This is a genomic window from Cyclobacterium salsum, from assembly GCF_010119245.1.
Lineage (GTDB): Bacteria > Bacteroidota > Bacteroidia > Cytophagales > Cyclobacteriaceae > Cyclobacterium > Cyclobacterium salsum.
This window is the reverse complement of the sequence record NZ_WNKG01000003.1, coordinates 417,725-430,023: the sequence shown is the minus strand read 5'-3', so window position 1 is coordinate 430,023 and position 12,299 is coordinate 417,725. Positions and strand designations below refer to the sequence as shown.

The 12,299-nt window shown below is 44.4% G+C and carries 9 protein-coding genes; 1 reads left to right on the top strand and 8 read right to left on the bottom strand.

Annotated elements, in window-relative coordinates; genetic code table 11:
• The 5 genes from trkA to GJS45_RS07135 all read right to left on the bottom strand — a co-directional run bounded on the left by trkA (position 1) and on the right by GJS45_RS07135 (position 7,394).
• Entirely contained in the window at positions 1–1,347 is a 1,347-nt protein-coding gene (trkA, locus tag GJS45_RS07155; protein ID WP_162340778.1) for a Trk system potassium transporter TrkA, read from the bottom strand.
• A 113-nt stretch (positions 1,348–1,460) separates the two neighbouring features.
• Complete coding sequence (locus GJS45_RS07150; RefSeq protein ID WP_162340777.1) at positions 1,461–3,461, bottom strand: alpha-amylase family glycosyl hydrolase; 2,001 nt, start codon at positions 3,459–3,461, stop codon at positions 1,461–1,463.
• A 43-nt stretch (positions 3,462–3,504) separates the two neighbouring features.
• Positions 3,505–4,899, bottom strand: a complete 1,395-nt coding sequence (locus GJS45_RS07145) for a Ca2+-dependent phosphoinositide-specific phospholipase C (RefSeq protein ID WP_235954667.1) — start codon at positions 4,897–4,899, stop codon at positions 3,505–3,507.
• 91 nt (positions 4,900–4,990) lie between these two features.
• A complete protein-coding gene (locus tag GJS45_RS07140) occupies positions 4,991–5,968 on the bottom strand; it encodes an endonuclease/exonuclease/phosphatase family protein (RefSeq protein ID WP_162340775.1) in 978 nt (325 codons plus the stop codon).
• Positions 5,969–6,116: 148 nt separating this feature from the next.
• Positions 6,117–7,394, bottom strand: a complete 1,278-nt coding sequence (locus GJS45_RS07135) for a DUF445 domain-containing protein (protein ID WP_162340774.1) — start codon at positions 7,392–7,394, stop codon at positions 6,117–6,119.
• A 232-nt stretch (positions 7,395–7,626) separates the two neighbouring features.
• Here GJS45_RS07135 and GJS45_RS07130 point away from each other — a divergent pair, with 232 nt between their 5' ends.
• Entirely contained in the window at positions 7,627–9,021 is a 1,395-nt protein-coding gene (locus GJS45_RS07130; protein WP_162340773.1) for a sensor histidine kinase, read from the top strand.
• Positions 9,022–9,026: 5 nt separating this feature from the next.
• Here GJS45_RS07130 and GJS45_RS07125 read toward each other — a convergent pair whose 3' ends face one another.
• From GJS45_RS07125 to GJS45_RS07115, 3 genes are all read right to left on the bottom strand, one after another.
• Positions 9,027–9,764, bottom strand: a complete 738-nt coding sequence (locus tag GJS45_RS07125) for an NYN domain-containing protein (protein ID WP_162340772.1) — start codon at positions 9,762–9,764, stop codon at positions 9,027–9,029.
• A 67-nt stretch (positions 9,765–9,831) separates the two neighbouring features.
• A complete protein-coding gene (locus GJS45_RS07120) occupies positions 9,832–10,692 on the bottom strand; it encodes a universal stress protein (protein WP_162340771.1) in 861 nt (286 codons plus the stop codon).
• A complete protein-coding gene (locus GJS45_RS07115; RefSeq protein WP_162340770.1) occupies positions 10,689–12,290 on the bottom strand; it encodes a BCCT family transporter in 1,602 nt (533 codons plus the stop codon). The genes GJS45_RS07120 and GJS45_RS07115 overlap by 4 nt, the downstream gene beginning before the upstream one ends.
• Between the last annotated feature and the right edge of the window lie 9 nt (positions 12,291–12,299).

Sequence of the window (12,299 nt, the reverse complement as noted above, 5' to 3'; positions counted from 1 at the left end):
TTAATTAAATAGTTTTTCCAGAATGGGTTTGGCCTCCGGAAGTGCCAAAACAATGGCTTTGTCGTTTAACTTCAACTGGAATTCTCCATCAGGTATATACACATCCTCTCCGCGGATAACTCCGGCAACAATGGCCGAATTTGGAAAATGCAGGGCTTTTAGATTTTTCTTAGTCAGTCGGTTATTTTTGGTTACCCGGTATTGCACAAATTCCGCCTCTACCCCATGGATGCCTGAAACGGCTTCCACCTTTCCTTTGGTCAGGTATCGACTCACGTGGTTGGCAGCTACCAGCTTTTTATTAATCAGAGAATCCACGCCAATACTGTGAGAAATGTGAATGTATTCCCTGGTGTCCACATGAGCGATGGTTTTATAGACACCATGGTTTTTTGCACTCAGACTGGTGATGATATTGGTCTCCGAACTACTTGTTAGTGCCAAAAAACTATCTGTCGTTTCCAGCCCTTCTTCTATGAGCAGGTTGATATTTTTATAATCTCCATGGATGACCAAGGTGGAATCCAGCCGTTCCGCCAGCCATTTACAGCGCTCTTTCTCGTTATGCACAAGGGTGACACCGTATTCGTTTTCCAACTCTTTCGCCGTAGAGTAGGCCAAATCATCTCCTCCGATTAACATGACACTATGGATTTCCTTCTCTTTGTGCCGTACCAGATTTTTGACGGTATCGACGGACTTGTTATTGGAAATAAAAAAAACATGGTCGTTATTTCGGATATAGGTATCTCCCCGAGGAATGATGGTCCGGTGATCCCGGACGATTGCGATGATCCGAATGTCTTCAAAAATGGGGTCGGTGGTGGCATCTGATAGCTTTTTGTTTACCAGGGGAGAATCGTATTCCAGGGTGATTCCCACCACACTTAATTTCCCGCCTTCAAATTCGATCACATCCGAAAAGGTAGATCGTTTCATGAGGCGTGAAATCTCCTTACTGCAAAGCATGGAGGGCGAAATTATGGAATCAATTCCCAGGTTTTCAAAGTAAACTTTGTTTTCAGGGTAGAGGTAATCGTGATTCCGAACCCTGGCGATCACTTTTTTGGCCCCTAGTTGTTTGGCCAGCACGGCTGCACATATATTCGTTTTCTCGGAGGTAGTAACTGCCAGCATGAGTTCCGCATTGTGGATATTGGCTTTTTTCAATATTTCAATGGAGGCGGAATCTCCTTCTACCGTCATTACATCTAATCGAGAGCCTATATTGTCTAAAACATCTTTGTCAAGATCTATCAGAATAATGTTCTTATTTTCGTAGCTAAGCTGTTCGGCTAAGTGATATCCCATATCCCCTGCACCTGCAATCACGACGTTCATGGCCATTGGCTAGTATTCAACGATTTAACCGTAATATTAAGCAAATAAGAATAAACACCAATGCTTATTTCTTAATTTCCGGTTTTTATGGATTTCATCCAAATAATAATTGGATGTTTTCAATCAATTCGTTTAAAGACCAGAGCCGTTCGGTTGGTCATATAGATGCTCAATTGCTGGTTTTGATTGGTAAAATAGGTCTTGGAAGAATCAATCCTACCAAACCCTCCAAATTCCAGGTCGTCGGAATTGAGCATCAATTGATATTGTCCCATTGCCGGAGCCCGGAAATGGTAATCCGGAATGGAGGCTTCCGGATGAAACGAAAAAGCAAAAACCAATTCGTCCCGCTGAAAAATCAAAACCTTATTTTTAGGGTCTGCATGCAATTGTTCTGCAAATGGGGCTAACAAAACCTTGTGTTTTTTGATTAGCTGAATCATCGCTTTGTCCCATTGAAGCAAAAACGGATACCTGAGTTTGGGGTTTTCCGCCAAACTCCATTGCCTACGGGCATACTGGTAACTCCAGTTATTTCCCTCCCTGGGAAAATCGATCCATTCAGGATGGCCAAATTCATTGCCCATAAAATTAAGGTATCCCTCTCCTCCCAGGCTGCTGGTGAATAAGCGAAAAAGCTTGTGCAAGGCCATCCCCCGGTCAATAACGATATTTTTATCATCGACCTGCATGTGAAAATACATTTCCTTGTCCATGAGCCAGAAGGCGATCGATTTATCTCCTACCAGCGCCTGATCATGTGATTCGGCATAGGCGATTGTTTTTTCCCGATACCTGCGATCACTGAGCTCTTTCCAGAATTCCAGAATATCCCAGTCTTCGTCTCTTTTTTCCTTAAGCATTCGGATGTAAAAATCAGGAATGCCCATGGCCATCCGATAATCAAACCCAATGCCTCCCTCTTCCGGCTGACGGCATACACCGGGCATTCCGCTCACCTCTTCAGCAATGGAAATGGCACTGCCTTTGACTTCCTTTATTAAGGCGTTGGCCAGCTGCAGGTAAATGATGGCGTCCCAATCTACATCCTTGTGAAAGTATTTTTCGAAATGATCGAAGGTAATCAGACCATGATGAAAGTAGAGCATGGACGTAACCCCGTCAAAACGAAACCCGTCGAAATGAAATTCCTGCAGCCAATATTTTAGACTTGACAACAAAAATCGTTTCACTTCCCACTTACCATAGTCAAATAATTTGGAGTCCCAAACGTCATGATATCCCCTGGGACCTGCATGAAAATATTGATGATCCGAACCGTCAAATTCGTTTAAGCCTTCCGACACATTTTGGACTGCGTGGGAGTGAACCACATCCATGATTACCGCAATTCCCAGGTTGTGGGCGGTATTTACCAGGTATTTTAAATCTTCTGGGGTGCCGAACCGGCTGGAAGGGCAGAAAAAATTGGAAACATGGTACCCGAAAGAACCGTAATAGGGATGCTCCATGACCGCCATAAGCTGAATGGCATTGTATCCTAACTTTTTTACTTTGGGTAATATGACATCGGCAAACTCTCTATAAGTGCCCACTCCTTCCTTCTCCTGCCCCATCCCTACGTGACATTCGTAAATAAGCGGCCCCTCTCGATTATAAGCCGGGGAAAAATCACTATCTGTCCATACAAAAGGAGTATCCGGAAACCAAAGTTGTCCGGAAAAATCTTTGGTCTGTTCATCCTGAATTACCCTTCGGATATAGGCAGGAATCCGGTCCCTGGACTTGCCCCCTCCTTTCACATGAACCTTTACCAGGCCTTTATGAACAAGCTTCTCTTTGTAGGATTCAAAAGGTAAAAATAGCTCCCATACGCCCCATTGATTTCTTTCCAGGGGATGAGCATTCCGATCCCAGCCATTGAAGTCACCCGTAAGGAAAAGTGCGTCAGCCTCCGGTGCCCATTCCCGATACACCCAACCATGTCGCCTCGTATCAAAGTTGATTCCAAAATACAGGTGACCGCTGGCAAATTCAGAAAGACTTCCTTCCACGTTTACCAATTCCTCTTTAGCCAATTGAAACCGAATCCATCGCTGATAAATCTCCTCCTTGTAATCTTCTAACCAGGGATCCTCTTTAACTATATTTAGTTTCATACCGATTTTTCAAAATTAACTATTGATTTCATTCAATACGAGTTTAACGGGATACCGGAAGGCCCAATGCTTTCCATTCATCAAGTCCCCCCTCTAGGTGATATACCTTTTCAAAACCCATTTCTCTCATCTGTTCGGCCGCCTTGGAACTCCTCCCTCCTACCTTGCAATAGACAAAAACGGGCTGCCCTTTTTCCAGTTTTTCGATTCTCTGGGAAAAGTCGGCCTGCATAAAATCAATGTGCGCAGCCCCTGTAATCATACCTTCATCCACTTCTGCCTGTGTGCGCACATCCAGCAACAGCGGCTTTTCTCGCTGGGAGGCATACTGAAAGGTCTGCGGACCGAGTGCTATGACCTGGTCATTTGGTTCCTCCAATACCTCCGATAGCTTTTTATCCCTAGAAAAAAATGGGTTTATCCGTTGGTACGAGTCATCTGGAAATATTACCTGGTATCCTCCCTCAAAACGGGGATCTGGCCGGTAGTAATCCGTGCTGATTAGCTGGGCACCACTCTCAAATGCGGCTTCCATCCGTTTCCTATCATTTGCCCTGGCCTCTCGGGTCTCAGCATCTGCTCTCGTTCTGACCAAATACCCCTTTTCAACCAACGCTTTTATTGCTTCTTGCTGGCCGATGGGATCATTGAGAATATGAATTCCGGCCATCGGATGCGTTTCAGGAACGTTAACGAAAAAAAGTGGTTCCCTGCTTCCTTCCCTCCGGGACAAATAAGCATCTAACTTCTCTCCCTTCTCATCCAAAATCCAAATGAATTTACCCCTCAAGTCCTGAATATCGGGCCAGCCTGATTCTGCAATGGCTGTTTTCAGATCGGCATGGGTGCCGATGATTTCCTTCGGGATGATCAACTTCTCCTCCCCTAATACCTGCCGAATCAATTCGTCCAGTTCAAGAAACGCATTATTTCCAAACGGCAGCGCCGCTGTCATTTGCCGTTCTGGATAATTGGCATCTTTGGCATTGACCGTTATAAAAACCGGTAAATGATCGGGGTGCAAGGAGGACCAGGTTTTCAATTCCGTCAGATAATCCTCCAATAAGGGATAATGGCTTCTAAAATCAATGTCCTGCACATGAAATACCTTAAAACCCGGTTGCTCAAAAGCAGCTTTCCTTGCTGAATCCATTACCGCTTCCTCCATATAGGCCTGACCTAATGGTTCACTAAAACGACCGCCCTCCGGATCCCGGAAAACATCCAGTTCCAGTAACCGCAACCCCATCGACAATTGCTCCCAAACCGATGGATGACTATAATCCAGGCTGGTGGCCAGATCCGGGTCGCTCGATTCAATTGCCTCCATAATTTTGGGTGGTATCGGAAGTTTATAGCTGTTATGACTTCCAATTAATTGAAGGTGGTTTATTTTAAGCGAATTTGGCTCCTTCGAAGGCTTTTGTCCACATGCCATGCACAGGAATACAATACCTAAAATGAAATACCTAAAATGCATAAATTAAAAATGTTAGTTCTATGTAAAGATATCGAAACTTATCAAAAAATCAGCTTTTGGTCGAAAACTCCGCCCAAAGTGGCAAATGATCTGAAATTCTCCAGGACATCTGGAAGGGAGATAAATGCCTGCTTTTTAACAAATGAGGTCCAAAATCAAAAACGCCTCCGTTAAGGTATTTAATGGAAAGTTGCGGAATCCGAAGGTGATTTTCAAACCAGGCAATTTGGGTGTAAAATTTAGTCGAATTGTCTATCAATGTTCGGCGAATATGCCACAAGTCCTCCGGCACGGTAAGCCCGGTAGACACAAAAGCTTCATATCGCGGATCTCCTTTTCGATCAATATTGAAATCACCTAATAGTACCAGGCTTTGGTCAAACGACCGCATATCACTTGCCCAAGCTTTCAACCACGCTGCTATAGCCTCCAATTCACCCTCCCGGTCGGTCGGAGATTTTCCATACAACACGTGCATGCTCACCAATACAAAGGTTTTATCTTCCACTTTGAATCCCACGGCATAGGGCGTTCGGGCAAATTGCCTGGAAAAAGCACCTGGTTTGATTGCCTCAATTTTTTCGTTGGGAACCACCAGTTCACATGCCAGCCCTGAAAGTTTCACTTTGCGGGTATCAAACAAAAAAGCGAGCCTTTCATCGTTACCGAGGTCGCCTCCGGAAACATCTGTAAGGATAAAACTCCAGTTATTTCCCAATAGCTTCAACATGTGACGGAAAGCCTTAAGATTTCCTTTGAGTTCTTGGACCGCAATAATATCAAATCTGGAAATAATTTGAGAGATGGCCAAAAGGGAATGCAGGTCCCGTTTGGGAGAATCACTATCTCCCGCTTCCCATTTTTCCGTTAACCCGCCAAAAGTCCGGATATTCCAGGTAGCTATCAATATATTGTGATCTAGTTTTTTGAAGGGGAGCTCATGATCCAGCAACTGATTTAGCTCCCGAATTTCATCTAGAACCGCCTGCGGGGGCACTTCCAAAATTTTTGCAATGGTCTGACTCATAATCCGGATATTGTAGGGGTATAAAAATCACCTATGAAGCTACTAAAAATAGGGCTTTTTGGCAAGTATTAAAATACCCGCCCTGAAATAGCCCCCAGACAAGTTAGGGGGCGACTCTATCGCCCCATTTTGCTTGATATCTATCTCATCATAGTAGAAACCAACGAATCAAGGCAATGGCTATTCCAACCAGGCCTCCCACCACTGCTCCATTTAACCGAATGTATTGCAAGTCATTTCCAACCTTATGCTTAATCTGAAGCATGATGCCCTTGTCATCCAATTTGCCCAGGCTGCTTCGGACCATATTTCCCAGTTCATGATGGTACCGATTGACCAGTTGCGTCACGGTGGACCTGATCCATTCATCCAATTGAGCCCTTCCCTCCTTGTCCTGGCGCAGATCATCTAGTAAGCGAGTCAATTGCCGATGAATAAGCTGCATTAAGATGGTATCCGTGTGCTGCAGTTGCGCCTGCATCCCGTCTTTCAACCGGTCCAGCACCTGCTGGATCATGGCTTTGGTTTGTTCATTCAGTACCCAGCTTTGTTTCAACCTTTCCAAATACGCAAGGGTTTTTTCTTCCCCTTTCTCTAGATTGTTGGCAAATTCCAGCAGGTACTGGTCCAGTTTTTCCCGAAGCGGATGGGAGGGGTCATTTTTTACTTCTTCCAGCAGGAGCAGTGCCAAATCAAGAATCCGATCGGTAAGCACTTCGGGATCTATCCCGCCGGTTTTTTGTCCCAGCCAAACGGCCGATTTTTTTACCCAATCTTTTTCCGCGTATTGCTTGAGGGCGGCGTGTAATTTTTGAAGCACTAATTGCCGGGTGTCCGGCTCCTGAATCGACAGGGAAAATTGATCCAGTGCCATTTGGACCAGGCCATGATGCTTTTTTTCTCTGATCGTCGCTTGTAGCCAACGGCCCAAAGGCCCGGCAATATCCACTTGTTGCACCCGGTCTTTAAGCACTTTTTGCAAAAAAACCGGAAGCTTCGGATGGTTTAACTCCCCTGTTAATCGCACAAGCACCAACCGTATAAAATTCAACCACTTTTCTACCTGCGCTTTTTCCTCCATAGATCGAAGCAAGGAATCAGCTATGGATAGTCCTGCCAGTTTTTCCCGAAGAACCTCAGGCGATAACCATTTGGTCGTGACCAATTCCACGATTCCTTCGGTTAACTTTTCTCTGTTTTTGACGATGATATTGGTATGCTTACGAACAAATGGGATGGGGATCTCGTAGAAAAGTGCGCTGACGGCAAACCAATCAGCCAACCCTCCAATGGTCCCTGCTTCAAACCCCGTAGCTAAAATACGCCAAAAAGCCCCCTCCAGCCAGCCGCCATGGATGCCTACCTCCAGGGCTATAAACCCAACAATCGCCAGCAGAAGAGAGGTATTTCCAATGTTACTTTTCAAAACCTTGTTTTTACTGAAAGGTACAAAAATGATGCATCTTTTGAATGACTCCACATACTTCACTACCAATTTACCTTCCAACCCAGGAAAAAAAATAGAAGTTACCGATTAAAGTCCCTCCATATACCCATAAGTAAAAGAAGTAAGAGTTGTGAAAAATATTGGTTACTTTTGAAAAGTATCTAAAAGTCATTTTTAGTTATTTTTATTTTGTTACACAGCTGTATTATCAATGGAAAAGGGGCGTACCGTCGGCGAAGGTTTGGTTGGAAGGGCATGGAAAAAATACCGGCATCATGTTTTCAGTACCTGTCTGGAAGCCGGAAAAATCAAAGACCCCCTCAACTACTGGAGAGACTACCTGTTTGTCACTACACTTCTTTTCATCATCCCCCTGTGCCTCATCACGCTGATACCTGGTGTATACCTTTCGTATATTACCTCACTTAATGGTTTAATTGTAGTTGACGGAGTTGCCATTGCTGGGCTACTGCTTATAACCCATCTTCCGGGTATTCGGCTTGTCATCCGAAAGTGGCTTTTTATAGGCATCACTTACGGTATAGGGATTGTACTGATTTACTATTTAGGTAATTTCGGACCAGGCCTGCTGTACTTACTTGCCATTTCGGTTTTTATGGTCCTGGTTTTACCGGGGAAAAGCCGCTGGGTAAGTTTGTATTTAAATATGGCCAGTTGTCTGGTTTTTGGTTGGCTAATTCAGGCAGGTAACCCGTTTCAATCGCAGTACGCTGCGTCGGTAGATATAAAAACGTGGGTCGCTATATTCACCAACCTGATTTTTTTAAACGTCGTTTTTATCGTACTGATTCCCATCCTTTTCAAGGGGCTTCAGACAAGTTTGGAAGAGCAGTATTCACTCCGGGAAGAGCTAGAACAGCAAAAAAATGCCTTAAAGCGATCCCTGGCGGAAGTAGAATCGAAAAACGAAGAACTGGAACACTTCACCTACGTGGCTTCCCATGACTTGCAAGAGCCTTTACGAATGGTGACCGGTTTTCTGCAATTAATAGAAAAGCGCTACGCAAACCTGATCGATGAAAAAGGGAAATCCTATATCATGCACGCAGTGGATGGTGCTAATCGAATGAGGCAATTGATCCTGGACCTCCTCAAATACTCCCGGATCCAATCCATTCAGGACCCCGCTCATGAAGTGGATATGAGCGTTTTGTGGGAGGAGGCCAAAACCACACTGGCGGAGGAAATTGAGACTCTTAAGGCGGAAATTACGCATGGGTCGCTACCCAAAATAACCAGCCACTCCAGCTTTCTTTCGCTTGTGATTCAAAACCTCATGGGTAACGCACTCAAGTATTCCAAGAAAGATGTCCCTCCCAAAATTCACCTAAGCTGCGAGGATCAGGGGAGCAAATGGCTTTTCAAGGTAACTGACAACGGGATCGGTATTCACCCGGATTATTTTCAGAAAATATTCGTCTTATTTCAGCGGCTTCATCAAAAGGATAAGTATCAGGGAACCGGTATGGGATTAGCCATTGTCAAAAAAATCATCGAAAATCTGGGGGGAGAAGTCTGGTTGGAATCACGCGAAGGCCTGGGTACCTCCTTTTTCTTTACCATCCCCAAAATTGATCCTCAATAATTAACCTATACCTTATTTCTCACATATATTAATTTATACTTACCTTTTTGGTTTTCCCGCTGCTCGACTTCGAATTTGTTTATGGATCCGATCAGGGGTGTTAACTTCTGGAAACCATAATTTCTGGAATCAAAATTGGGTTGTTTTTTTTGCAGCAGATTGCCCACGTCTCCCATAAATGCCCAACCATCATCATCGGCCAAATCTGAAATGGTAGAAGAAATCAGCCGGATAAGCTTTGGATTGATTTTGTCGACCTGGGGCCTGGACTTGGTTCTTTCCTTATTGTCCTCCGGACCATCCCCATCTTTTTGTAAAATTTCCAGGTAAATGAATTTATCGCAGGCGACAATAAACGGATCGGGCGTTTTCTTCTCCCCCATCCCGATCACCATTAATCCGGCCTCTCTGAGTCTGGTGGCCAGCTTGGTAAAATCGCTGTCACTCGACACCAAACAAAACCCATCCACTCTTGAGGTGTAGAGAATATCCATGGCATCTATGATCATGGCCGAATCAGTGGCATTTTTGCCAGAAGTATAGCCATATTGCTGGATGGGATTGATGGCATTTTCGAGTAATACAGTCTTCCACTTTCCCAACTGTGGCTTGGTCCAGTCCCCATAAATTCGTTTGATGGTGGGATTACCATACTTGGCCACTTCTTCCATCATCTCTTTTACCTGATTGGAAGGAACGTTGTCTGCATCTATCAGCACAGCTATTTTTATATCGGCTTGCATAAGTCCATTTCAAAGTGAAAATTCAATTGCAATACAAAATTATAAAACTATTCTGCAAACTGTACTTTTATTTAACAATCAGAACTGGTAAATGCTTATCCGAAGCAATCAGACGTTCGGCCACAGATCCAATTAAAAGGGTATCGTCATCTGTTTTTCCTTTATTTCCCAACACGATCAGGTCAGCCCCTTTCCGTATAGCATAGTCATAAATACTCCTGCTCACCGGTACGTCCTGTCCTTTGATTATTTCCAAATCTTCGACTAACCCGGTTTTCTTCTTAAGTTTCGCATAATTTGAAATGGCTTTCTTTTCGAGCGCCTCCTGAAATTCAGAGGGTTTACGAATATAAGGAAAATACTGCATGCCCACTTTTAAAACATGCATTGGCAATACGATTGCTCCCGTATGCTGAGACAAGGTTTTTACCATTTCAGCCAGGGTTTCGGAATAATCTGAGAAATCAAGTGGCAACACAATTTTTTGAATGGAAGCCTTGGAAGTTTCCGGAATAAAAAGGGTATTGGAGGACGTTAGCCGAACCACCTTACTGCTAAATATACCTGTCCCGCCATGTACCGATTTTTTTCCCAATAACACCAGGTCATATTTCTGGGCATCTACCCATTCCACTAACTGATCCAGTTGTCCCCCGGAATAGACTTTGACGTTGATGCTGCTTTTCCTTTCGTTGAAGACGGCTTCTACTTTTTCCAGGGCCTCCTCTTCCAGGATTTCATCCAACGATTTATCCAAATAAGGCAACATATCCCCTATTTCTTTGGAGATTTCTTCCAGAGCGACAAAATGAATCAAGGTCAGCTGCTCAAAATCAAATTTTTCATCCAGTTGCTGGATGTATTGCAACAGCAGTTCATCCAGATCCGACAGGTCAATAAACAACCCTATTTTCTTTAGTTTTTTCATGACTTCTTTTCTTTTTCCAGTTTCTTCATAATCACATCCGACAACCTTTTTTCGTAAGACTTACGATCCAAATCTTTATCATACTGGCTGAGACGGGCATATTCCTGACTCAACCCCTTTTGTAAAGAATAACACATGATAACCAATATTAGCAAAAACGGTAAACCCGTAGTGATCGCGGCGGTTTGAAGGGCCGTCAGCCCGCCTCCAATAAGCAATACCGCAGCCACCGTTCCCTCCGTCGTAGCCCAGAAAATTCGTTGTCCCACCGGAGCATCCAGTTTACCTCCCGCAGTAATGCTGTCTATCACCAGGGATCCAGAATCAGAAGAGGTAACGAAAAAACTGGTTACCAATAAAATGCCAATAACAGAACCGATTCCACTAAACGGGAAATTTTCAAGAAAAACAAACATGGCGATCGAAACATCCCCCGTAATGGTTTCCGCTAAGATATGACTCCCAGAGAGCACTTGTTCCTGCATGTCCAGAAAAATCGCCGTTCCACCCATCGCCGTAAGCCATAAAAAGGTCAATAAAGAAGGGACTAGCAATACCCCAAAAATAAATTCACGAATCGTCCGGCCTCGGGAAACCCGGGCGATGAACATGCCAACAAAAGGAGACCAGGAAATCCACCAGGCCCAATAAAACACGGTCCAATCCCCTTGCCAGCCATTATCCCGATAGGCTTCCGTCCAGGTAGATACTTCCAATATGCTTCCCAAATAGTTGCCCATATTCTGGACAAACGAACGAAAGACAAACAATGTAGGTCCCATAATCAAAACAAAAATCAGTAAAATCGCTGCTATTCGGACGTTCCACTGACTAAGAAATTTCACTCCTTTGTCGATACCCGAAACCACCGAAATAGTAGCCACCAAGGTAATTCCTGCGATCAGCAACACCTGCGTAGTAATGGTATTGGGAATATCGAAAAGGTAAAATAAGCCACCGCTGATCTGTTGTACGCCCAGTCCCAGAGAAGTAGCCAGACCAAAAAGCGTGGCCAGTACGGCCAGAACATCAATAACGTTGCCCATCCATCCGTTCATCCTTTCTCCCAACAAGGGGTAAAACACAGAACGAATGGTGAGAGGTAACTTTCGGTTATAGGCAAAGAAGGCCAACGATAGGCCCACCACGGCGTAAATGGCCCATGCATGGAAGCCCCAATGCAAGAAGGTGAGATTCATTGCCCTTTTGGCGGCTTCCAGTGAATAAGCCTCCCCATATGGCGGAATAGCGTAATGGTAAACCGGCTCGGCTACCCCCCAAAATAAAAGCCCGATACCCATACCGGCACTGAAAAGCATGGCAAACCAGGCTCCTGTAGAAAATTCCGGTTGGGCTTCCTTGCCTCCCAGACGAATGGATCCAAACTTGCTAAATCCGAGGTAAAAACAGAAGACTATAAAGGCATTTACTGCGATAATAAAAATCCAGCCAGTCTTATCTGTAATAAAGGCCTTACTGGAGGCAAAGATCAATTCCATGGGTTCTCCCACCCAAAGCGTGACCGTTATAAACAAGATGATCAAAGCTACCGAAGGCCAAAATACCGGCGCATGAATGTCGAAGTATTTATTTTTCATAAAATCTTT